The 23,518-nt window shown below is 42.2% G+C and carries 16 protein-coding genes; 6 read left to right on the plus strand and 10 right to left on the minus strand.

What is annotated here, in order from left to right; all coding sequences use genetic code 11:
- Nucleotides 1-155: 155 nt before the first annotated feature.
- From E2P86_RS13460 to E2P86_RS13475, 4 genes are all read right to left on the minus strand, one after another.
- Complete coding sequence (locus E2P86_RS13460) at nucleotides 156-1,256, minus strand: phytase (protein ID WP_134433520.1); 1,101 nt, start codon at nucleotides 1,254-1,256, stop codon at nucleotides 156-158.
- 35 nt (nucleotides 1,257-1,291) lie between these two features.
- Nucleotides 1,292-2,554: a right-handed parallel beta-helix repeat-containing protein gene (locus E2P86_RS13465; protein WP_085471079.1), complete on the minus strand. Its 1,263-nt coding sequence runs from the start codon at nucleotides 2,552-2,554 to the stop codon at nucleotides 1,292-1,294.
- A 40-nt stretch (nucleotides 2,555-2,594) separates the two neighbouring features.
- Nucleotides 2,595-5,372: a TonB-dependent receptor gene (locus E2P86_RS13470; protein ID WP_134433521.1), complete on the minus strand. Its 2,778-nt coding sequence runs from the start codon at nucleotides 5,370-5,372 to the stop codon at nucleotides 2,595-2,597.
- A 401-nt stretch (nucleotides 5,373-5,773) separates the two neighbouring features.
- Nucleotides 5,774-7,375, minus strand: coding sequence for a tetratricopeptide repeat protein (locus tag E2P86_RS13475; RefSeq protein WP_134433522.1), 1,602 nt, complete (start codon nucleotides 7,373-7,375; stop codon nucleotides 5,774-5,776).
- A gap of 355 nt (nucleotides 7,376-7,730) precedes the next feature.
- Between E2P86_RS13475 and E2P86_RS13480 the strand changes: the two genes are divergently transcribed.
- Nucleotides 7,731-8,435, plus strand: coding sequence for a LytR/AlgR family response regulator transcription factor (locus E2P86_RS13480; protein ID WP_134433523.1), 705 nt, complete (start codon nucleotides 7,731-7,733; stop codon nucleotides 8,433-8,435).
- Between the two features lie 137 nt (nucleotides 8,436-8,572).
- On the opposite strand, the gene E2P86_RS13485 is transcribed toward E2P86_RS13480, so the two are convergent.
- The 3 genes from E2P86_RS13485 to E2P86_RS13495 are packed head-to-tail and all read right to left on the minus strand — an operon-like array spanning nucleotide 8,573 to nucleotide 12,596.
- Nucleotides 8,573-10,081, minus strand: coding sequence for a TlpA family protein disulfide reductase (locus E2P86_RS13485; protein WP_134433524.1), 1,509 nt, complete (start codon nucleotides 10,079-10,081; stop codon nucleotides 8,573-8,575).
- Nucleotides 10,082-10,083: 2 nt separating this feature from the next.
- On the minus strand, nucleotides 10,084-10,833 hold the full coding sequence (locus E2P86_RS13490; protein ID WP_317128134.1) for a LytR/AlgR family response regulator transcription factor: 750 nt from the start codon (nucleotides 10,831-10,833) through the stop codon (nucleotides 10,084-10,086).
- Nucleotides 10,834-10,844: 11 nt separating this feature from the next.
- The gene (locus E2P86_RS13495) at nucleotides 10,845-12,596 is read right to left on the minus strand and encodes a sensor histidine kinase (protein ID WP_134433525.1); all 1,752 of its coding nucleotides are present in this window, start codon (nucleotides 12,594-12,596) and stop codon (nucleotides 10,845-10,847) included.
- 239 nt (nucleotides 12,597-12,835) lie between these two features.
- On the opposite strand from E2P86_RS13495, the gene E2P86_RS13500 reads away from it, so the two are divergent.
- The gene (locus tag E2P86_RS13500) at nucleotides 12,836-13,618 is read left to right on the plus strand and encodes a DUF5694 domain-containing protein (RefSeq protein WP_134433526.1); all 783 of its coding nucleotides are present in this window, start codon (nucleotides 12,836-12,838) and stop codon (nucleotides 13,616-13,618) included.
- A 475-nt stretch (nucleotides 13,619-14,093) separates the two neighbouring features.
- Here E2P86_RS13500 and E2P86_RS13505 read toward each other — a convergent pair whose 3' ends face one another.
- The gene (locus E2P86_RS13505; protein WP_134433527.1) at nucleotides 14,094-16,625 is read right to left on the minus strand and encodes a tetratricopeptide repeat protein; all 2,532 of its coding nucleotides are present in this window, start codon (nucleotides 16,623-16,625) and stop codon (nucleotides 14,094-14,096) included.
- A 297-nt stretch (nucleotides 16,626-16,922) separates the two neighbouring features.
- Nucleotides 16,923-17,300: a hypothetical protein gene (locus E2P86_RS13510; protein WP_134433528.1), complete on the minus strand. Its 378-nt coding sequence runs from the start codon at nucleotides 17,298-17,300 to the stop codon at nucleotides 16,923-16,925.
- 246 nt (nucleotides 17,301-17,546) lie between these two features.
- Here E2P86_RS13510 and E2P86_RS13515 point away from each other — a divergent pair, with 246 nt between their 5' ends.
- Nucleotides 17,547-18,068, plus strand: coding sequence for a hypothetical protein (locus E2P86_RS13515; RefSeq protein ID WP_134433529.1), 522 nt, complete (start codon nucleotides 17,547-17,549; stop codon nucleotides 18,066-18,068).
- 125 nt (nucleotides 18,069-18,193) lie between these two features.
- Here E2P86_RS13515 and mnmE read toward each other — a convergent pair whose 3' ends face one another.
- Nucleotides 18,194-19,570 carry a tRNA uridine-5-carboxymethylaminomethyl(34) synthesis GTPase MnmE gene (mnmE, locus tag E2P86_RS13520; protein ID WP_134433530.1) on the minus strand — a complete coding sequence of 459 codons (1,377 nt, stop codon included), beginning with the start codon at nucleotides 19,568-19,570 and terminating at the stop codon, nucleotides 18,194-18,196.
- Between the two features lie 216 nt (nucleotides 19,571-19,786).
- On the opposite strand from mnmE, the gene ppk1 reads away from it, so the two are divergent.
- From ppk1 to E2P86_RS13535, 3 genes are all read left to right on the plus strand, one after another.
- Complete coding sequence (ppk1, locus tag E2P86_RS13525; protein WP_206367972.1) at nucleotides 19,787-21,850, plus strand: polyphosphate kinase 1; 2,064 nt, start codon at nucleotides 19,787-19,789, stop codon at nucleotides 21,848-21,850.
- A gap of 257 nt (nucleotides 21,851-22,107) precedes the next feature.
- Nucleotides 22,108-23,016, plus strand: a complete 909-nt coding sequence (locus E2P86_RS13530; protein ID WP_166785206.1) for an NAD(P)/FAD-dependent oxidoreductase — start codon at nucleotides 22,108-22,110, stop codon at nucleotides 23,014-23,016.
- A 78-nt stretch (nucleotides 23,017-23,094) separates the two neighbouring features.
- Nucleotides 23,095-23,517 carry an SRPBCC family protein gene (locus tag E2P86_RS13535; protein WP_134433531.1) on the plus strand — a complete coding sequence of 141 codons (423 nt, stop codon included), beginning with the start codon at nucleotides 23,095-23,097 and terminating at the stop codon, nucleotides 23,515-23,517.
- The last annotated feature ends 1 nt before the right edge of the window (nucleotide 23,518 follow it).

The following is a 23,518-nucleotide window of genomic DNA, read 5'->3' on the forward strand; positions in this document are numbered from 1 at the left end:
TGGAATAAGAAAATACACATCCGCTAGAGATCGCGCTACAAAAAACAATGTGGCAACCTTATCTTATTATAAACAAATGATGTCTATATGCCGATCAAGTTACCACACCGCTGTTCCACTGATGTACAGGAAACCTATATATTTAAATTAAAAGTCTATTTCTTCACCCGCAACTCTTTACCTGCGATATCTTCCCAGCGGTAGAAATGAAAAGTCTTATCATCGCTCATCGCTACGAACAACCCTTTTTTAAACGTATCATTAAGCGACACATTAACGACATCCGAGCCGTCACTTTGACGGGCCGCTACAGGCACCGTTTTCAACAGTTTATGTGCATATGGATCCTCTTTTGTGCCTTCCCGACTAAACACCTGAAAACGATTCGCTCCTTGATCTGAAACCAAAATATACCCCGTGCTATCTGTCAGTTTATAGATCGATATGCCTTCATGATCTTCGGCAAAACCTGTTGTTGCGAAAAGAGCCAATTGCTTATTCCCTTTTTCCGGATCCGCGTGATACTGACGAACCCCCGTCTGCTCATCCGAATAATAAATATAACCCAGCTCGTTATCCACCGCAATTGCTTCGATCTCCTTCTTGCCCGAATATTCACCAAATTTACGTACTAAAGTCGCTTTTACCTGTCCTTTGCCATTATCCTCCAACGCATATTGCCACAGATATCCATCCTTAGGGCCATTCTTGCGTCCCACGATAGCATACATCTTACCCGTCGGCGCGGTATATATTGCAACGCCCATCAGGTCCCGGTAATCCTGTCCTGTTTCCCCTTCAAATACGGGGATCCCTCCGTTATCCACCGGTTTCATATCAGGCAAAGAAAAGACACGTAGTTTGTGCGTAAAGCGTTCCGTGGTAATCGCAATATCCGTTGGTTTACCGTTCAACATCAACCCATAAGCGAGATCTACATTATTGGGACGCTTGAGGTTACGCACCACTTTATCGTGCACGATCTTCCCCTGTAGATCAAAAACATAAAGTGCTCCATTTTCATCCTTATCCGTCCCCAGGACCAAGCTCTTTGATGGATCTGCTTTATTAATCCATATCGCAGGATCATCCGAATCAAACTGCACAGGCTCCGTAATAATTGCTGGTTGCACCTCTACCTGCGTGCTATCCCCCACCTTTGTCTGCGCCTGTTGTTGTGCAGGCTGCCGACAAGCAGACTGGCTCATCAGCGTTAGGGCGAGCACAGCCAAATTTAACTTTTGTAATTTGTTCATCGTTTTATTTTGTGTTCCTTTTTATCTCTATTATATTATAACTTCACGCCATATGCACCAACATACAATGCAGGTTCTGGAGAGCTATAACGCGTTCCATTTTCGAGAACCAAACCTTCCTTAAAGTGACGTTTAAAATTTGTAGTTCCTTTTGTTAAGGCCGGTGAATTTCCTTGTAGATGAAAATCCCATCCTTTATTATAATCCGGTAAATTCATGGGTGTATTCAGCGGATAATTAACAAACTTGGGATCATTATCCCCTGCTTTAGTACTGATGACATCATTCTTTCCGCCCACCACATCATTCTTTCCTGGTTGAAATTGGTCCACTGTCGTTTGGTCAAAACCGTAATACCAATTGTTGCTATATACCGAACGTGCATCTTCCGGTTTCTTCGGGTCGCGCTTAATACCAAAACGCGTATTCGCAAACAAGTTGTTATACAGATCGGCACGCACGGTGGCTTCGACCCAAACGGAGCCTCCCTTAGCTGTCGGGCGTCTCCAACCCGTATTTACCATCGTATTGTTATACGCAATAATATACGCTTGCGGCGTGCGGTCTCCGGTGTTAGATAGCTTTAACGCATTGGAGTTCATGCTATAAACGACATTATATGCGATATCGGCGAGGGAACCAGACTTGAAATTCATCGCATCCCCTCCTGTAACACCGTTGGTATAGAATTCGTTGTTCGAGAAAATAATCTTTCCACCATCGATATAGGTACAATCTTCCTGGAAATGACGGAAAATAGTATGCTGCACGATTAGCTTGCCGCTCACATTCGAGAACCAAATAGCGGGTAGATTTTCACCTGGTTTATTCTTGTAAAGTCCCATTTTCACGGAAGTAGAGGCGTCAGAAGTCGTACTGCCACCATATTCCAAAATGGTATAGTCCAATACCAACTCCTTACACGATGGCGCGGCTAGGATGCCTCCCCAAAGTTTACCGAATTTATTCGCTTCCGTTCGATACGGCTCAGACACTGTAAACTTTATCGGGTTTTCAGCGGTACCGAAAGCGTATAGATTGCCCTTTACAATGATTTCGGGCTTTGCTACAGTGTCCATCACAATAGTTACCCCTTCCTCGATCGTGAGGGATTGTCCTTCTGGAATCACAATATCTCCTTTGACAACCTGCGTACTTCCTTTGGCCCATACGCCCGAAACCTCTCCCGTGGCAGATCCATCTAAGGGACGGGTGTCTACATCGATATTTGCTTTTTCGCAGCTGGAAAAACCGAGGATCACAGTGAAAATAGCCGCTAGTTTGATATATTTTTTCATCTTTTTTCTCTTTATCATTTATGCATGTGTACGCAAAGAATTAATTTAATTTATAGCGAAGACCGACCAAATAACTCTGACCGTAATAGTCGCTACGAATCAATGTTTGTCCATTAGAAACCAAGTTTTCTGCAATCTTCTCATTCTCTGGGTTCGTTCCTTTAATAAATAACTTCATCGGAGTATTCAATATATTATTGGCCTTCACAAACACCGTCAAGCCATGACTGAAACGCTTCTCCGCTGAAAAATCCATTTGGATAAATCCCTTTTGCCAAAGATCATTGTTGAGGAACTGCGATACCGTATTGATGCGGGGGCCGGTATATGCGCCCGCTACCTGTGCATCCCACCCCGTCTTGGTATCCTTAAACAACAAGGCTAGGTTAGCAATATGTTCCGACTGTCCAAATAAAGGACGCGTTTGATCGACCAAAATAGGCTCGATATCGCCCGACTCCGGGTTTATGCGACGTTGTGTCTTGGGTGTTGTAATCCGCGAATGTGTATAGGTATAGTTGGCTTTTACCCCAAACTTATTGATGTATTTGATATAATCGATTTCAGCACCATAGTTTTTTGCATTACCGAAATTACCGGGGCTGTAGTAAATATCTTGTCCGCGTGTGGCATCAGCCTGAAAGGTATACTCAATCGGATTTTTGATTTTTTTGTAGAACACACCCACTAAAAATTGCTCCGATGCACCAGGAAAGAGCTCATAGCGTAAATCAAAATTATCGGCCAACGCACGTTTCAAGTTCGGATTTCCGCGTTCTTGATATTCTTCGTTGACCACCTTACTTGGCACCAGTTCATAGAAACCAGGGCGATTCAATGATTTTGCGTACGAGGCATGTAATTGCGACTTACTATCGAACAAATACTTAAGCGTTAAACTCGGCAAGATATCCGTGTGGACCTGACTCCCAACCGGCGCATTCTCTCCTGCCGGAAACAATAAATTATAGCCTTGATTATTATGTTCCATCCGCGCACCTCCGATGGCTTGTATACGTTCCGCCTGGTAATTGAACATCGCATAGACCGCCGTCGTCTTTTCGCTCGCATCGTAGGTTAACGGATTGCTTACGGCTCCTGTCGGATTGGTTACACGGAGGTTTAATTCGGTATAGTTCTGGTAATCTACGCCATATACTTTACCGATATCGGATTCTGACGGGGCTAATGTGTAATTGTTGTAAAAACTGCTGCGTTGCTTATCGCGGTACACACCTCCAGTAGAAAGCTCTAACTTGGCATCGCGAACATCAAACTTATATTTTAAATCCCAATATGCCGCTTTATCATCATCGGTATTGCGTTCCCAACGGTAGCTGACTGGCGCAGTATTGACCAAGGTCGTTCTGCGGCGTTGGTAGTTTTCTTCCAGTCCGTTTAAACTTATTTGGGTATTCTGTGGGACATCGTTCAGCGCCGATGAATATACCGCTGCCCAACGAATACTGAATTTATCGTCCAACAAACTGTGGGTACCTTGCAACGTCCCATTGTATATTTTTTGGTCTGTCTTGCGGCTCCGTGTTTGATACACCAATTCTGCTTTCCCTATTTCAGGTTTGTACTCACTGTTGTATGTCGTCGTGATGGCTTCGCGAACTTGTTCGTTGACCAAATTCACATACATATTGTAGAAACTGAACTTATTGTTCTTATCCAATACGTAATCTACTTTGGAGTGTAGTCCTAGCCGCTTTTGTTGTTCGGAATATTGACGTTCTACTTTATTGGTAATGACGGCATAGGCGTCAGTTCCATTAACAGCATTGTTATAGAAAGCACTCGTACTACCGCGGAATGTATTTTGATAACTTCCGGCAACGATAACCCCTAATTTATTCTGAAGGAAGCGTTGACCGATCGATAGACTACTCAAAATATTGGGAGCAGGATGCTTGCTTGTATAGTCTAATGTTCCTTTGCTAAAATCTGCCTGCGTAGCTTTGTAATCACGTCCGTTCAGTTCATAAGGCGATTTGGATTGTATCCCGCTGTTATTAAAGGACGTAAATTTATGATCAAAGAACAACTGGTTATATCCGGTCGATAAATTAGCATTGATTTGCAGTTTTTCGGGCGCATTTTTCATGATCATATTCACAGCTCCGCCAATGGCATCTCCCTCCATATTGGGAGTCAAGCTTTTGTATACCTCTAATCGTTCAAGTAAATCCGAAGGAAAGATGTCCAGCGGGATATAACGATATTTGTTATCGGGAGAGGGTAGCTTTACGCCATTGACAAGGGTATAATTGTAGCGCTTATCCATACCGCGGAGAATAGCATATTGTCCATCCCCGTTGCTGTTTCGTTCTAAAGAAACACCCGATACACGTTGCATAACATTGGCTACTGTTAAGTCGGGGGATAGCTCAATGGCTTTGCCCGAAATAATGTTCATCACCTGCGAAGCATTCTGCTCGATCCGACGGGCTTCTCCGTCACTCGATCCAGCTCCTTTACTTTTAATGGATACCTCCATCAATTGAATAGATTTCGAGAGCAGGTAGAAAGCTAATGGCGGTGTATCTTCCTTCAACACCTCAACCTCTTGCACGATACTTTCATAATTTAGGTAGGAAACCTGTACCGTTTCTTTCCCTGCGGACAGGCCTTTGATCTCGAACGATCCATCCAGGCCTGTGCTTGCGGATTTACCACTTTTCTCTAAAACTATGGTTGCTCCAACCAGAGCCTCACCGCTTAGTTTATCGAAAACCTTACCTTTTATTTTTGTCGCATGCGCCAGGCTTGCACAAAAAAATAATGGGATTAAAATTGCAAATAATTTCTTCATTGCTTTTACGAATAATGGTCTATTTAAACGACGAAACAAAAGTGAAAAAACATTTGAAAGTGGAAGAATTTTTGCCGTTACAGGAAGGCAACAGCGTTACAAACAGCGTAACCAAACCAGCAACAAAAACACACAAACAACTGAAAATAAAATATTTACGATATCACAAAAACGCCATTACCGTTACATCATCATTACATTAAGCTAATGTTAAGTCGTTAGTTTGTTCGAATAGCTAATCGTCGAGTCTGTCATGCCTAGACTGAAGAGCTCGCTGGTATTTGGTAATGTTTTGAAGGTAAACACGAGCCGAAGGCTCGCGCTAGCAAGCTTGTCAAGCTTTGTGACAGTGAACCTGACTAGCGTATGCAGCTTAGTCAAAGTGCCTGCCTCGGTAACAATTAAAGCGACTGAATAAAAAAGGTTAGGTTATCGCCTTGCTCCATTTGGAGCTTCTTGCGTAAGCGGTAGCGAGCAACCCGCAGGCTATCGGTCGATATTCCGAGCATTACGGCGATCTCCGCCGAGTTTAAATTCATTTTCATAAGTGCAATTAAGCGTAGATCAGCTGCTGTTAGGTCTGCACTATGGCTCTTCAGCTTTTCAAAAAACTGCTGATGAACTTGCTCAAAAGCCTGTGCAAATTCCTTCCAATGTTGTTCTTCACCAAAGGAATTATCGATCTCCTGAACCAACTGTTGGATTTGTTTCTTTTGATCACGCCGCTCGTCTTTAACCATGGCAAGAAGATCTATCCGCAACTGCTCCAAAAACTGTTTATTTTTTATCAGGTTTAAGGTGTGCGTGGATAGTTCTCGTCCTTTCACCACCAACTGCTCCTTTAATAGTTCCTCCTCCAACACCTTCTTTTCTAACTGTACTTGCACCAGAGCATGCTCCGCTTTTTGCTTTTCTGCTGTGTTTTTTTGATCCCGAATCTTAAGACGTTGTCTACTGACAATAACCAAAATCAACCCTATAAGAAGAAAAGCCCCGACAGCCGATGCAATTATCATGACACGATTTACCTTGCGAATTCCATGCAGTCGCACAATCTCATCGGATTGCTTATTCATATCATACAGAACCTGAAGAAACGACGTTTGCTTCAAGACATCCTGTGAATAAACTTCCAGGCTATAGGTTCGACTAAGTTCTGCATAATGATACGCGCTATCCAGTTGCTGCATCAGACCATATGTTTTCCCTAAATCTTTCGTGGCCGATGCCTTCTGGTATGTATTCTTCGTCTTTTCCGCCAACAATAAAGCTTCTTTTGTCTTTGCAATACTAGCCGTATATTGTCCTGTCTTACGTAAAATATCGCCTAAGTTGTTAATCACCTCAATTGTCCCGATTTCATTTTTATCTGCACGATAGAGATTCAAAGACTGATTAAAGTGCTCCAAAGCATCATCATAGCGCTCCAAGTCCTCGTAAATGCTCCCCAAATTTTCATATATCTTGGCAGCGCCTGTCTTATTATTGCTGTGCTGAAATTTACCTAAGGCCATCTTCTGGTAATAGAAAGCACTATCATAAAGCTGTCGCTTTTCATAGACCTGCCCTATACTTCCTAAAATGCGTGCCTCCCCTTCTTCGTTTTTATTTTTTTGATACAATGTCAAGGCCTTAGCGAATAGCTGCTGTGCTTTATCTTGTTGTTTATTGTAAAAATAAAGCGTACCCATCTTACCATAATTCTCGGCTAAGAAATCTGTATTCCCAGCTTTCTCAAATGCTTTTTCTGCTTCGAAGTAAAACTCCATTGCTTGCTGATAGTGCCCTTGATGGAAGCAGATCTCGCCCATAGCCTGTAAATATTCGCCTTCCAACAATGGATGATCTTCCTTCTTAGATTTCGTGTACAGCTCCCGCAAGGAACGCAACGCCGTATCCGGTTGTTGTGAAGCTAGCGCTTGCAGCTTTGCCAACTCCTCCGCTTGACCGTAAACCAAATTCCCGACAATGACCAAGCAACAAAAACAAAAAACTCGAAACATACAACGACTTATTAATTAACACAAAGTAAATGATACAGTATTAAGTTAATATTAAGTGTGTAGTGATGTGGCAGTTCCCACGATATTATTTTCACTAATACACGGAATTCCATCGGTCAAGAGTCATCATATTTTCTACATCAGGAAAAGGCAGTAACAGAAGGGTCGTAGGCAAATTTACAAACAGAAAATACAGATAAAAACAGATTTATATTTTGAAATATTTTGTTTAACCGAAATTATAAGCTAAATTAAAGTTCACAATACACCTTTTAACACACTATTCTAACACCTCCACATGAAAAAAGAAACATAAGAAATACCTAAAAGACATGGAAAAAACCACCATTATACGATGATTAAATGCATTATAGTTGACAATGAAAAATTAGCGAAAGAAAAATTAGCATCGGATTTGGGAAAAATCCATGGTGTGAAAATCATGGGCGTATACAGCAATGCATTTGATGCTTTACGAACAATCAATTCAGAAGAGATACATTTGGTCTTCTGCGATATCCAAATACCCGAGATTGATGGGATTAGCTTTTTTAAAAGTTTACAAAATCCCCCTTTGTTCGTTTTTGTGACTGCCGATGCAAAATATGCGGTTGAAGGTTACGAACTGAATATATTCGATTATATCCTTAAACCTGTCGATATTGACCGGCTGATTAAAACGATCAACAAAGCACATTTTTTCTTAGACTCCCTAAAAGCCAATGCAATGTCTCGGAATTACATGATCATAAAAGAAAAAAATTCCCGATACATCACCGTATACGACGAAATCCATTATATAAAGGGTGATAAAGACTATGCATACATCTTTACCAAAGAAAAGGTATACTATGTTTGGCAAAAACTAATGAATTTAGAAGAGTCTCTACTTGATGCGCCCCAATTTATCCGCGTCCATAAGTCCTTTATTGTGAACTTAGATTTTGCAGATCAAGTCAAAGGAAACACAATCAAGATGAAAGGAACTGTGGTCGATATCCCGATAGGTGCACGCTATAAAGTAGACCTTTTTAAAAAGCTGGGCATAATCGTGCAGTAGCCTTATCCCGACCAACAACACATGCCCAGCTGTTACCATTCCATTCTTAATTTCGAATCCTAGTCTATGCGTCCCATATACAAGAATCAGCATACAGGATCTATTTTATGTACGCAAGAATTAGGATAACCATTCCTTTACTGCATCAATGCCTTAAGTTTATCCACGTTAACATTATGTATCCACGAAATCGCTTTCGTATCTATCTCACCACTAGGCTTTATAGCGACATATGTTGGATATCCAGATCGATTAAACATCTTGAACAACTCATCTATTATTGGCTGTTGCACGAAAATATGCGTCCCAGGCTGCTGGAGCTCCAACACTTTATTCGTCCATTTTTCCTCACTCGATCCGCCTTCCGTACACAAATACACAAACTTCACATCCAAACTGTCCTTTTTAACCTGCTCATGCAGCGTTTTGCTGTAAGGCATCTGCGCTAAACATGGGGCACACCATGTCCCCCAGATATCGATGATCACTAATTGATCTTTATACTGCGATTTTAAATTCACCAGCAGATCTTCCGCTGTTTCGTACTTATTTAAATAAAGGGACGCATCAAAGGTCGTTTTCATCTTAGGCTCTCCAAAAGTAGATGCCCCCAAAGGCATGGTCGAACGTTTTTTTAGTTCCTCTAATTTGGCGAGCTTATCTCCTATTTCTTGTTCTTGCATTTGTAAATAATCTTTAACCCAAACGGTCGACATCGTAGGAATCACAAGACCATAAATGTTATTTTGTTCCTTTAAATCCTTATCGTCCATCATCGCTTTAGCCAAATCTGCATACGGCTGCGGCAAAACCGAATCCAGAGTAATTAACGCAGCTTTGTTGTCTCCACGTTGTTTCTGCGGATCCTGATAAAACCGTATGGCATAGTTCTGCAACCAGCGAAAATAAGCCGTAGAATTATTGGAGACCGCGTAGGCCGGAACTAAAAGATCTTGTAAGTCGGCCAGGCGTTCCCCCTTCCTATAAAAGTACAGAAGCTTACTTTCCATGTACTGCAGATCTGTCTCACTTGTGATAAAAGGAGCAAACTGTCCACCGGCTGTAGCCAAAAAGTCCTGATCAACACGTCGCTGAATTTTATACAAGGAATCCAATTTGGATAGATAATTAACCTGATCCCCCTCAATTGCATCAATCTTCTTATAAAAATCAGAATTGTGTTTCTTGTCATAAACTATATAATCATTCATCGTCTGATTTAGCTTACCATCTTTCCCCGCGAAAGACAAGCCCTCCCCTGTTAAGTACACCGACGCTTTCTTAAGTTTTTCCATATCGAAGGTCAAGATCAGTTCTTCATGGCTGTATAGGCAGGTATACGCATATTTATCAAATTTAAACCAGATCTGGCGATATGGTGTTTTATCCAGCAAACGGATCTCAAACGTACCATCTTTCTGTGGTTTGACAGTATGTGGCGTCTGTGTAGGTTCTGTTGGATTCACCGTTGTATAATTAATACTCAACTGCTGTAACTCTTCGGCAGTAGCGTGAAGAATTTTCCCTCGGATGACAGCCTGCTTTCCATGAAAGACAAAGCTCGGATCTGTGTAAGGTCCATCCAGCTGCTGTGCAAAAAGAGAAGTGCATAGCAGCACATTTAAAATAAAAGCAATAATTCTCATAATTAATTGTTTAAATATTTTTTCACGAATTCTTTTCGTTGTCGAGAAATTGGAACTCGGGTATTATCCAGCATCAAAAGCGCTCCTCCATCTTCTTTCAGAAAACTTTTGATGTATTTTTTATTGACCAAATGAGACTGATGCGTACGAATAAAATGATGTGGACTGAGCAACTCGACAAACACCTTAAGGGTTTTACTTACCAAAATAGGCGCACCACTATCTAACCAGATATGGGTATAATTATCTTCTGCTTGACAACGGACGATTTTTGAGATATTAACATAGTGTGTTTCCTGGAGCGTCGGTAATGCAATCCGCGGATCATCAACCGACGCTGTTTGTTTGATATTTTCCAGTAGATTATCAATTCCCTTATTATACTTTTTCGACATGATGCGGCGTTCCGCCTTATGTACTGCCTGAATAAGTTCCGTCACATCCAACGGTTTCAACAGATAATCCAAAGCGGAAAATTTAATTGCTTGAATACCGTATTGATCAAATGCTGTAATAAATATCACTTCAAAATCTATATGTGGCAACTCTTTAAGGAGGTCAAATCCATTTTTGTTCGGCATTTGAATATCCAGAAAAAGGAGATCTGGCTGATGATTTTGTATCAGTTTTTTAGCTTCGTCCACCGACTGGGCATGCGCCAGCACCTGAACTTCCGGCAGGTGTTCCTGAAGGTACTGTTGCAGTACTTCGATATTATTCAACTCGTCGTCAACAATGATAGAGGTCATCATAGGGTAAGCGATTATTGGATCCAGTTATCTACTTGTATTTGTACGCTTGTTCCATTCCCATCGGAAGAGATCTTTAGCGCAAAGCTATTTTCAGGATATGCTTTATTCAGCAATACGACTCGCTCTTTGCTTAGGCGCATACCGTAGCCTGCTGCGGAGTCGAGTTCGTTCACATTAAAACCTTTTCCATTATCCTTAATCTCTATAGAAAGGTTACCTTGATTATTGGCAAAGCGCACACTGATTTTCCCTTTCTCGTACAGGTCAGCAATACCATGTTTGATTGCATTTTCAACAAATGGCTGTAGCATCATGGTAGGAATTTCAATCAAATCCGGATGTGCCACTATTGTATTCTCGATCTCATAGTGAAAACCGTAGCGTAACTGTTCCATTTGCAGGTAATCATCCAAGAGCTTTATTTCATCCGACAAACTAATCATCTCCTGTTCAGCAAATTCCAATGCGGCGCGCGTCAGGGAGGCAAAACGGTTTAAGTAATGATTGGCATCGTCCACCTGATGTTTTTGTATCAAGTTCTGTATGGAATTTATCGCATTAAACATAAAGTGAGGATTCAGTTGCACCTGAATACCCTTCAGCTGTACGGCCACCCGTTGTTTCTGATCTTCCAATTTTCGTATCCGACGCCTGGTTTGACTCCGATATAGGAAAAAACCAAGCCCAAGAATAACCAATGATCCTAACACATAAGGCAATATCTTGTTGAGTGCATATTGCTTTTCCAATACCTTAGGTTCGAGGACTTCATATGGTATCCGTAGGATTTCTGCATCGGGGAACTTACCGAACTTACCGGTTTGCTGAATAATTAACTCATATTTTCCGACTTGTGCGAGATGTTCCTCAGCGACACTATATTTTGTTTCTTGAAGCCACCATTCGATGCGTGTAGTATCCGTCTTTCCTGCAATTGTTTTGATCAGATAAATCGAATATGGCGTAGTCTCGTGGTTATTAAATTCTAGAGAAAACTCGGTCACACTATCCTTCGGGAATTTCCAATCTAATGGCACGCCTGTTGCAGGATCAAATTTGCTAACAAAGCCATTGTTTAAGGAATCGTAACGGAGATTATAATAGCCATACTTACTCGTACCGTGAACAATAATCTGTTTCAGCTCGGGCTTGTAACGCTGTCTCCAGTCCATGATGTAACCATCACGAATATGGAGTTTATCTTTGTGCGCTACCTCTACCAAAATCTGCTTTCCCGGGTAGTTAAAAGTACCGATCGCGCCGTAAGGTTTCTTCGCGCCATATTTTTGTTCTAGTTTTGGTATAGGTGACCATTTAACCCGTTCAATACTGTCATTTTCAACAACACGATATCTATAGTCGTGAATATTAGACTCATTGATTCCCATTGCTACAAGCGTTGCATCGGAAGAGTCTGGGATAAGATAGCTGTTATATTTTTTGGAGAAATTTTGCACCTCCGCCGAAAAGTAGTTTTTCAATTTCGGATGTAACTTAATGCCCAACATGATGGAACTCTTGGGTACGATGTTTAAACTCTTCCCCGGTAAGAAGGTTGAATTATCGAACGAATCAAATATTCGATACAGTGCGGAATCGCCACATGCATAGCTAGCAGGTTGTCTCACCATCATCCGCTGATCCGTATTTACCGCTTCGAAATGAAAATTGTTTCCCCAATAGTAGTCTTCTCCCATTGAGTTTTGTGCCGTTGATGATAAAGCGCAAAGCAGTAGCCATAAAGCCTGTAGATATCTTTTCATATTAAAGTTTACAGGGACTAAAATGACCAATTCTTACGATATACGAAAACGAGAATTAGGATTTGGTCGTTTTGGTCTAGAATTCGGGAAAATGTACCGGTTGCTTAAAAATAGTAGCGTAAACAAGAGATCAAGGGGTTTAGTTTTTTCACTCGAAATTATCGAGAAATTATAGATATTTGAGCCGCCGTAATGCGCACCTGGATAAACAGGTGCGACAATCGAAAACAACAAAATAAATGAAGAGTATACTACTAGCCTTGGGCCTATTAATATCAGGACACCTTTTTGCACAAAAAATCGAAGTCTTAAATTTTGCTACTTTTCACATGTCGTATACCCCAGATGCACATGCAGTAAAATTTGACCAAAAAGATAACAAGAGCAAACAAGAGACATTTGAAATCGCGAAAATGTTGGCTGAATTTAAACCAACAGTAATCTGTGTAGAAGTGCTACCTGGAAAGAATGATGAATTGAACATTGATTACAACAACTTCCTAAAAGACAACAATTATAAGGTCAAATTTGGTGGTGAAATCGCTCTACTTGCTTACGAGGCCGGTAAATTGGCAGGCGTAAAAAGAATTTACGGAATTGACGAACAAGAAACCGCGGCTTACAATTACAATATTGGAAGAGAGCTGGAAAATCAAGTAGATAGCCTAACTTCAAAGCATTATACGGAAAGCCTATTGAAGGAGTTTGCGCAGCTTGAAAAACTATCAATCTTGAACAAACTAAAGTTTTTCAACAAAAAAGAGTCGTTAGAGAATTTCATCAATATCAATGCCGATATTCTAACATACAACAGTACCCAAGGTAACTTTGAGGGGGCTGATGAAGCAAGCAAATTCTACAGAAGAAACCTCCGTATGTTTTCCAATCTCAATCAGGTGCCACTAACAAAAGAGGACCGCGTTCTTGTTATCCTGGGCGCCACACATACGGCTTTTCTTACCGAATTCATGAAGCGAAGCCCTAAATACGAGCTTAAAGATGTAGCAGAATATTTAAAATAAAAAAGGATATCGGTAAGGCAGCGCCGGACGTCTTCATAGCATCGACGTATTCAATTGCTCCATCGCGTACACACTTTGTAGCATTGCGGGAACACTTTGCGGCATTTCTAATCCGCGCCGTAGTCGCGCGCAGTATTAACAGGTCCCCCCACTCCTCTTTGGAGCATGCACAGTAGACTTTACGTCGATGTCAGGACTCTTTCGTGTATTGATGGTTGGTGTTGCATCAAAGTCTGTAGGATTTGCATACATTCGTGTCTTCTTTGTTCACAAAGCCGTCGTCTGTGTCATCACGCAGGCACAATACGTCGTATTCCGGTCTTCTTTAAACCTAAGTCCTTAGGCTTTGTCGCATTGTCTTCACACGACACGCCAAAGTCTCCAAGCATTGCCCCTATTGCATGTGGGGATGCTACAAAGCGTAACGGCGATACGTTGTTTTTTTCGGGAAGTATGGGCTGGTAGGCGCCTATTATCACTTCAATTTCTTTAGTCGCTCTTTGGCTGAAGGTATAACATCATCATCCTCTTCGTAATTCCCGATCACGCTCTCTAATGTACTCTTCGCCTGACGAATATCCCCCTTACGCGCATACACATCCGCCAGCAGGATGAAGCTCTTAGCGACCCAATAATCATGCGTACTCATATTCTCAATTACATCAAAGGCAGACTGTTGCGCTTTGTTGTACTCTTTATTTTCATACTGCAACAGAGCCACACGGTACCTTGCCTCAGCACTGACTGACGCTTTGCTTTTGAGTGCGGCCAAATTCAGTTCGTCCATGGCAGACTTCGCATTGCCTTGCTTCTGCATTGCCTTTGCTCTATACAGGTGTACCGTTGCAATTTCCTCGTCAGATGCGCGTGGATAGTTCTTCACCAGATTTGCATACTTATTCATCTGCTCCATATCACCAATTTCAAAATAACAAATCATCAGATTCGTAACGGCGTAACCATAGTTATTTTTATAATCAGCATTGAGCTCTAATTTTTTGAGATGCACAATTGCCTCATTGTATTGCTTCAAACTCAAGTACAAGGCAGCAACGGTCATCAGTGTACTCTCTGTATACGGACTTGTCCAATCGTTCAGGATAATATTTAGGTCATGTAGTGCTTTTTCCGGCTGCCCGGTATGGTATAAACTCACCCCTCGGATGTAGCGCGCATGCTTCTCATTCCTTGGTTTCGGAAATTTATCAAAATAGGCATTGATTGCTTCCACAGCTGGACCGTACTGCGCTCTGGAAAACAAGGTACGGCCCATCTTAAATGCCAGGTTATCTTGATCTGCAGCACTCAGCTTCATAACATTACTGCTGGTGGCATACTGGATATAACCCGTAGCATCACCTTTGTCGAGGTAGATATTTTCAATAGAACCAATCGCCTGGGCGGCCTCATCGGTCGTCGGATATTCCTTCACCACCTTCTTGAATGTAGCGATGGCTGCTTCGGTGTCATCTTTATTATATTGCACCAGTCCGATTGTCACTAACGCCCTCGGAATATAGCTGCTGCGCGGATATGTTTCGACCATCTTTTGTAGCCCCTCGATGGCAGCCTCGTACTCCCCTTTTGTGAAATACACGTAGGGAATCTCAAACGCTACGTCATCGGCATAGTTCGAACTCGGGTATTTTTTAACAATGGATCGTAACGTACTCAGTTTCGCTTCATTGTCGCCCTGCAACCCCTGAATAATAGCCTGTTGGAACAAGGCATAATCTTGTGTCGGAGCGTTGTTCTTAATAAGGATGTTGTAGTAGTCCTTGGCACGATCATAGTTGCGCATAGACAGATACGAATCGCCTAAACGAGCTATTACATCATAGCGTACCGCTTCATCCGACGAACTGTCCTTCGTTGTTAAAAAACGTTCAAAATACTCGGCGGCCACACTATATTTACGGTTACGGAAAGCCGCATAGGCCAAGGCATAGTTCGCATAATTGTAGACCGTGGTGTTTCGTGCGGCGGGCAAACGTAGGAAGTTAGCGAAGTTTTCCACCGCCTCGCCGTACTTGCGCACTTCATACATAGCTTCTGCTTTCCAATAGGTAGCCAACGCTGCCATTTCGGCATCGAACTGAAACCTCTCCGATCGCATAAACATGGATATGCTGTTTTCGAAAGCGCGTTCGTTATAGAACTCCATACCCCGATAATAGGTAATCTTTTGGTAAGTAATATCGGCTTTGCGATCCCTATTTTTGAATGATTCAAATAAATATACAGGAGCCTGAAAATTGCTGAACCCCGAAAGAACCTTCGCCAGTTGCGTCTCCGTAGTCTCCGTACTTTTCACATCAGCATCAAGTTTGACATATTTTAGGGCGAAATATTCTTGAAGTGATTTCAAGGCTACTTGTACCGAGTCCAAGCTATACAAGGTTTTGGCGTAGTTGAACAGGGCATCCATTTTCAAATCCCGGTCATAATTCATCTTTGATGCTTTAGAAAATGAATTACATGCACTTTGCATATCGCCTGTTTTTAAGAAAATATAGCCCAAAGCAATGATCGAGCTCTGATAGAAAGCGTCCGCTGGCTCTACTTTCTTGAGGATAGAAGTTCCTCGTTCATATTCGCCAGCGCGATAGGCCAAAATGCCAATTCTGTTGTTATCGATATTACTGCGTAGGGCGTTAGGGTATCTTTCCGGCAATGGGCTGTGATAGGGTTCTTTGAATGCGTTTTCTGCAAAATACACGCCCACAGCAACCTGCCGAAGTTCCTTCTCAAGTGCTTCCCGGTCGAGCTTCATATCCGGACTTCGACGTATCTTTACCGCATCAGCCAGCATCGGACGGTAGTCACGAACGACTTCGATAGAATCCATAACGGATGGCCTGACTTGATCTACTCTTTCAGTAGTTTGTGGTTTTTCTGCTTGCTTCTTTTCTTTTTCCTGTGCGTAGCCTAGTACACCAACACATAAAAAGATACCTATTAGTGTATGTGTGAGATAATTATAGCCTGTCCTTTGTTTATGTATCATTTTCTCTGAACCTTTTTTCCTTTTCCAATCATTTATCCACATAGGGAATAATGATGATAGTGCAATCTTCCTGCCAAGGGGCGCTATCCTATCTAAAAAATGTAGTTATCAGGATTTACTACGATTACTTTGTTTGTTAAACAGGAAAGTTATAGCCATCCGATGGAGCAATATGAAAACCGGATGTGTTATCTATATTTCAAAAGATACTGGTAAACCTAAAGAGATTTGCTGAAGATAACCGCTACTTAAAAATACACACAACGAAATGGTAAAATTGAGGTTCTGTGAGCGATATCATTTCATGTCACTTGGCTCCGTTTTCTTCATGACGTATACGATACCTGATGTTCCTCCTGTCCCATCGGAGTTTTTGGTTAGGTCTAGCGTATTTACGAGCTCATATCCAATCTCCGCCATGTAGTTTAATACGGCCGCATATGATCTTGTATTGGTGAGAATCTGCGATAACTTCATTCCGTCTTCCAATTGTTTTTCGGAATCACCTAAGTCGACATTTACTTTTAATTTTTTGGACAAGAATTTTCCTTCTATCCGGATGTAAGCATAGGATACTTTTTCTTTTTGAATTTCAATTTGATTGGCTTTTAATGTTTCTGCCGATGGGTAAAGCGCATAGGAAAGCAGACAAAGTAGAATGAGATATTTACGCATAATGGAAGTGGTTTTATATAGGTAATATTACTGATTTTCTTTGAGGATTTTATAATGTATTAAAAATGTTAGCCTTAAGCGGCTCATAAGCCTATACTTCCTTTCTCTTACACTATAATTATAGATGTACACTAATATCGTGTGCTAGATCATGACAGCCAAAGACCTTGAGGAGATAAGAGACTATTTTATAATCGGCACAGTTTTAGCAAGATAATGGCACAACGAACAATCAATAGAACAACGATGAAAAGAACACTTACACTGGGGCTATTCTTAAGCCTCCTAACTTTCCTTTATACCGGATGTAGCAAAGATGATGATGCGAACGGTGAAGTGCAGGAGAACTACTTTAAAGTAAAAGTAGACGGTACTGAGAAAATATTCCCTATTGTAGAAGCTCGTTGGGTGGATGGTGGGAACTATCTGAGTATTTATGGCATGAACAGTGGGAAAGAATCGGTCACAGTTACCGTTATGTCTGAAAAAACACGTGTACCTGCAGGTCAATATAGTTTAGATGATGCGTCGGGCTACACCATCCTTTCTGCTCATACTGCTAGCAGTAGTAATGGACAGCTAAACGCTGCGGCAACACGAGGAACGGTTTCTACTGATGATGCCTTTGATTTGAAAATAACTAAGATTGATAATGGCCAGGTACAAGGTTCTTTTACAGGCACATTAATCCGAGTAGAAGGCCTAAATACGATAGGCAAGGTTGTCCTTACCGATGGTCAGTTTAAGGCGAGCATAAAACCAAACTAGCTGTTGGGTTGAAGATAAAAGTAGCTGGGCTATGATAATCATATAAATCAAGATTATCGTAGCCCAGCTGTTTATTTAGATGTTTGATAAAAACGAACTAAAGTTGGTTTTTCTATGGGAAGAGACTACTTCCCAATACAAAACTTCGAGAAAATATTCTCCAAGAGATCATCCGTCGTCACCGTCCCAGTAATTTCACCCAAGTGGTGAAGCGACTGACGGATATCCATAGCCAAGAAATCCGATGTTACCGGATTATCCAAGCCGTAAAGCACCTTCTCCAGCGCCTCCTGCGTATGTTGCAACGCCTCCACATGTCGGATATTCGTTACCATGACATCATCGTGATTCACATTCGCCAGATTCACCTGGTTCAACAACTCATCCTTCAAATCATCGATCCCCTCCTGCTGCTTTGCCGAAATATACAACGGCTTCAAAACATCAAAAGCCAAACGCTGTTCCGCCGTAATCAGGTCACTCTTATTCACGATCGTCACAAAAGGAATATTCAAATGCTGCACCTCCGCAATCTGCGTCTGCACATCCTCCACACTATCCTGAGTCGGGTCAAACAAATAAACAATCAGGCGCGCCTGCCTCATCTTCTCGCGGGTACGCTCCACCCCTTTAGCCTCAATAATATCTGCTGTCTCCCGGATACCCGCTGTATCAATAAAGCGGAACGTTATCCCGTGGATATTAATCTCATCCTCAATCGTATCCCGCGTTGTTCCCGCAATCTCAGAAACAATCGCTCGCTCCTCATTTAAGAGCGCATTCAGTAAAGTCGACTTACCCACATTCGGCTTACCGGCAATCACCACCGGCACCCCATTCTTCAACACATTACCCTGCTCAAACGAAGCAATCAACTTACGGATTACCTGATAGATATTAGTAATCAACGACCGCAGCTGATCGCGATTGGCGAACTCCACATCCTCCTCCGAGAAGTCCAGTTCCAGCTCAATAAGCGAAGCAAAATGCACTAGATCCTCACGCAGCTTTTTCAGCTGATTGGAGAAACCACCACGCATCTGTTGCATGGCCACCTGATGAGACGCCGCCGAATTCGAAGCAATTAAATCCGCCACCGCTTCCGCTTGCGACAGATCCAGTCCGCCATTTAAGAAAGCACGAAGTGTAAATTCCCCCGGTTTCGCGGCACGTGCCCCCTGCTTCATCAGCAAGTGAATAACGCGCTCGATAATATAGGCCGAGTTGTGCGTCGATATCTCTACGACATGCTCCTTCGTGTAAGAATTCGGACCAACAAACAAGGACACCAATACCTCATCAATAATATCATCGCCATCGCGAATCGTACCAAAATGAATCGTGTGCGACGGCTGCTCCAGTAGATTCTTGCCTTTAAACACACGGTTGGTAATATGAATAGCCTCTGCACCCGAAAGACGGATCACAGCGATAGCACCATTTACGCCCGGCGAAGTCGCCAGTGCAACAATAGTATCTGATGAAATTAATCCTGTTGACATGGTGCAAAGGTATAAAATACTGGTGAGAGTTCCGTTTAATCCGCTTAGGAGCAATATCCCTATCCATTCCCCTCCACAAACGATTCACGGCCTTTACTTGTTATAAATTAAGCAAATGTTTTGGGAATGTTTATTAACATCTTGTTTACAATTTGTTTATATTTAAGAAACTTTACTTCAATATTTTTAGCATTCAAGAAAGTGGCAAAGAAAAAGATGATCAAGAAATTTATTCCCCGCGATATTAGTTGGTTAAGTTTTAACGGACGCGTATTACAGGAGGCAGCAGATAATACGGTTCCTTTATCCGAACGCATCAAGTTTTTGGGAATTTTCTCCAACAATATGGACGAGTTTTTCAGGGTGCGTGTAGCCGGCCTAAAGCGTGCATTAGCCTTTAACCAAAAAGAAGCAAAAGAGATTTTCTACGAAACGCCACAGAGTATATTGGATGAATTATATGAACGTATTATCAAACAGCAGGATAAGTTTGATGAAACATGGCGCGAGGTTCAAGTCGAGATGGCTAAGCAAAAGGTATATATAAAATCCTTTGCCGACCTGAACCCACAACAACAACGTTTTGTAAAGCATTACTACGAAGACGAAGTAGAGTCCAACGTAATCCCACTGATGTTGGACGATATGCGTCCCATTCCCTACCTGCGTGATAAAAGTTTGTACTTAGGGATTGCGATGCGCAAAAGAGATTGGGAATATGAAACGAAGTATGCGTTGATCGAGGTTCCGACACAGGGCAACGGTCGCTTTATTTTACTGCCAGCGCCAAAAGGCGAAAAGCATGTCATCCTCTTAGAGGACATCATTAAGTTTAACCTTCCTTATATCTTCTCCTTCTTTGGGTTTGACACCTTCGAGGCACATGCCTTTAAGATTACCAAAGATGCGGAGTTTGATATAGACAACGACATCAATACCACGTTGGTGGAAAAGATAACCAAAGGCGTCAAAAACCGACGCAAAGGTAAGCCTACGCGTTTTGTCTTCGACAAGGAAATGGACTCCTCATTGGTAGAATTTTTAATAAAAAAGCTGAACCTGTCGAAGAAAGATAGTATCATTCCGGGACAGAAAATCCATAATTTCAAACATTTTATGGACTTCCCTAAAGTCTTTAAAACAGAGGAAAAGGCAAAGGAACGCATCCCTTTTTACCATCCAGATTTTGATGGGAAGCAGCGCATCAGCGATGTCTTGATTAAGAAGGATGTGCTGTTATCTTTTCCGTACCACAGCTTCGTACCGATGATCGACCTGCTGCGGGAATCGGCGATGGATCCAGATGTAAAGTCTATCCACATCGCGATCTATCGCATGGCGGAGAATTCCAAAATTGCGAATGCCCTGGTCAATGCAGCGCGTAATGGCAAAGAGGTCGTCGTGATGCTGGAGTTGCGCGCTCGATTTGATGAAGAGCATAACCTCGACTGGAAAGAACGTTTTGAAATGGAAGGTATCACGGTTCTGCTTGGTATCCCCGACAAGAAAGTTCACGCTAAACTTTGTATCATTAAAAAACGTATCGAAAATAAAACGGTACAATATGGCTTTGTGAGTACGGGGAACATCAACGAAAAGACCGCTAAGTTTTATGGTGACTATTGCTTGATGACAAGCAATAGGATTATTATGGCGGACATCAACAAAGTCTTTGCCGCACTGAAAAAGCCGAAGGTAGATTTGGCGTTGACCTTAGCAAACTGCAAGAATCTTATGGTGTGCCCTACCAGCATGCGTAACGCGATTGTCGCCTATATCGATAAGGAAATCGCGGAAGCTAAGGCTGGAAAAAAAGCGCATATCATCGTTAAAATAAACTCGCTGAGCGATAAGCACCTTATTCGAAAACTTTATGAAGCAGCGCTGGTCGGTGTCAAGGTGGAGTTGATCGTTCGGGGCATTTACTGTGCGGTGAACGATAAAAAATTCAAACAGCCGCTCAAAGCGATCAGTATCGTGGATGAGTATTTGGAACACGCGCGTGTGATGTATTTCTACGCGGCCGGCAAGGAACATGTGTATATATCATCAGCCGACTGGATGCCTCGAAATCTGGATCATCGTATTGAAGCTGCCGTGCGCATTATTAATAAGAAGATAAAAACGGAGCTGATCGATATGCTGCATATTCAGCTCAAGGATAATGTTAAGGCTCGGATTCTAAATAATGAGCTTGATAATGCCTATGTCGAAAGTGGTAAGAAGGATATTCGATCTCAAGTGGAGCTGCATCGCTATCTTAAAGGAAAAACTTTGTAGTTGGTAGTTGGTGGTGAGTAGTTTGTTGTTTATAGTTTCTAGACTATGGTTCATCGTGCCTAAATATCTCCATAGTCGAGATGACGAAAAAAGGACACGAGTCTAAGGCTCGCGCCAGCGTGGGGATATTTATGGTTCGTAGGCTGTAGTTCAGAGAACCATAACCCTATATTAAATAGTCTGACAGATTAATGACGCAACAATGTTGCAACTAAAAATTTAACCTCTTAGTTTTGTTTCAACAAATTAAGAGCACTATGATACCTTACGCACCATTTGACGTCATTATTATTGGAGGAAGTTATGCGGGCCTATCCGCCGCTATGTCACTTGGGCGTTCGCGCCGGCAAGTACTGATTATCGATAGTGGTCTGCCTTGCAATAGATTCACCCCACACTCCCACAATTTCTTAACGCAGGATGGAAAGGCTCCGGCCGAGATTGCGCAACGCGCACGCGAACAGGTTCACCAATACGATACGGTTCACTTTGTGGAAGGAACAGCCAATACCGTAACCCAAGTCGATAGCTTCTTTGTCGTAGAAACCGCAACGGGAGAAGCCTTCACTGCCAAGAAACTAATTCTTGCAAACGGTATTAAAGATAATCTTCCCGATATTCCGGGCTTGGCAAATGCGTGGGGTAAAACAGTAATCCACTGCCCTTATTGCCACGGCTATGAGTTTAAAGACCAGAAGACAGGAATCCTAGCCCATGGAGATCGCGCCTTGCACCTCGCCGGTTTAGTGCATAACTTAAGTAAAGACTTGCAGCTCTTCACCAATGGAGAAGCTGAATTTACAGCTGAGCAGCGTACGAAGCTGACAAAAGCGGGTATTTTGGTCCACGAAGAACGTATCATCTCCATATCCGAAAAGGAAGGTATAATCGATGGTATCACCCTCGATACTGGAGTTTTCATGCCCCTCCAAGCCCTCTATGCAGTCATACCTTTTACGCAACAAGGAGGTGTCGCAGACGCTCTAGGATGCACACTTACCGATGCAGGACATATCAAGGTTGATTTTATGCAGAAAACAAGCGTACCAGGCGTATATGCGTGCGGCGATAACTCCTCGCCAATGCGTTCGGTCGCATTGGCTGTTTCCACAGGAAGCACCGCTGGAGCTATGGTTAATATGGAGCTCGTAACGGAATCTTTTTAAAAATTTCCAATCCATAAAAAAACATAGAATATCTATCGAAAATTTTGTCGTAACTTGCTTTAAAGTTAACGATACGTTATGGAACAGATAAAGATAACCAGTGTGATCCATGTTCGGGTAGAAACCGTATGGAATGCATACACCTCTGCCGAGGATGTTCAACAATGGAATCATGCTTCGGATGACTGGCATTGTACCGCTGCTACGAATGATCTACGCATCGGTGGTAAATTCAATTACCGGATGGAAGCTAAAGATGGTAGCTTCGGGTTTGATTTTGAAGGGGAATACACCAAGCTGGAGCCCTTCCGAAAGATTGCATACAAGATGGGAGACGGTCGCCATGCGGAAATTAATTTTCTTGCTCAGGACGACCACACCGATATTGTCGTGCTTTTTGATCCAGAACAGACGAACCCAATCGAGATGCAACGTGATGGCTGGCAAGCGATCTTGAATAATTTTAAAGCATATGTAGAACGAATCTACGGCAACAATTAAG

It is taken from the genome of Sphingobacterium psychroaquaticum, from assembly GCF_004421025.1.
In the GTDB taxonomy this organism is placed as follows: domain Bacteria; phylum Bacteroidota; class Bacteroidia; order Sphingobacteriales; family Sphingobacteriaceae; genus Sphingobacterium; species Sphingobacterium psychroaquaticum.

Bases quoted from the DNA above. Each gene is read 5' to 3' on its own strand.
- E2P86_RS13480 (WP_134433523.1), top strand. From the start codon at position 7,731: ATGATTAAATGCATTATAGTTGACAATGAAAAATTAGCGAAAGAAAAA.
- E2P86_RS13490 (WP_317128134.1), bottom strand. From the start codon at position 10,833: ATGATGACCTCTATCATTGTTGACGACGAGTTGAATAATATCGAAGTA.
- ppk1 (WP_206367972.1), top strand. From the start codon at position 19,787: ATGATCAAGAAATTTATTCCCCGCGATATTAGTTGGTTAAGTTTTAAC.
- E2P86_RS13460 (WP_134433520.1), bottom strand. From the start codon at position 1,256: ATGAACAAATTACAAAAGTTAAATTTGGCTGTGCTCGCCCTAACGCTG.
- E2P86_RS13495 (WP_134433525.1), bottom strand. From the start codon at position 12,596: ATGAAAAGATATCTACAGGCTTTATGGCTACTGCTTTGCGCTTTATCA.
- E2P86_RS13465 (WP_085471079.1), bottom strand. From the start codon at position 2,554: ATGAAAAAATATATCAAACTAGCGGCTATTTTCACTGTGATCCTCGGT.
- E2P86_RS13470 (WP_134433521.1), bottom strand. From the start codon at position 5,372: ATGAAGAAATTATTTGCAATTTTAATCCCATTATTTTTTTGTGCAAGC.
- E2P86_RS13500 (WP_134433526.1), top strand. From the start codon at position 12,836: ATGAAGAGTATACTACTAGCCTTGGGCCTATTAATATCAGGACACCTT.
- E2P86_RS13485 (WP_134433524.1), bottom strand. From the start codon at position 10,081: ATGAGAATTATTGCTTTTATTTTAAATGTGCTGCTATGCACTTCTCTT.
- mnmE (WP_134433530.1), bottom strand. From the start codon at position 19,570: ATGTCAACAGGATTAATTTCATCAGATACTATTGTTGCACTGGCGACT.
- E2P86_RS13475 (WP_134433522.1), bottom strand. From the start codon at position 7,375: ATGTTTCGAGTTTTTTGTTTTTGTTGCTTGGTCATTGTCGGGAATTTG.
- E2P86_RS13510 (WP_134433528.1), bottom strand. From the start codon at position 17,300: ATGCGTAAATATCTCATTCTACTTTGTCTGCTTTCCTATGCGCTTTAC.
- E2P86_RS13505 (WP_134433527.1), bottom strand. From the start codon at position 16,625: ATGATACATAAACAAAGGACAGGCTATAATTATCTCACACATACACTA.
- E2P86_RS13535 (WP_134433531.1), top strand. From the start codon at position 23,095: ATGGAACAGATAAAGATAACCAGTGTGATCCATGTTCGGGTAGAAACC.
- E2P86_RS13530 (WP_166785206.1), top strand. From the start codon at position 22,108: ATGATACCTTACGCACCATTTGACGTCATTATTATTGGAGGAAGTTAT.
- E2P86_RS13515 (WP_134433529.1), top strand. From the start codon at position 17,547: ATGAAAAGAACACTTACACTGGGGCTATTCTTAAGCCTCCTAACTTTC.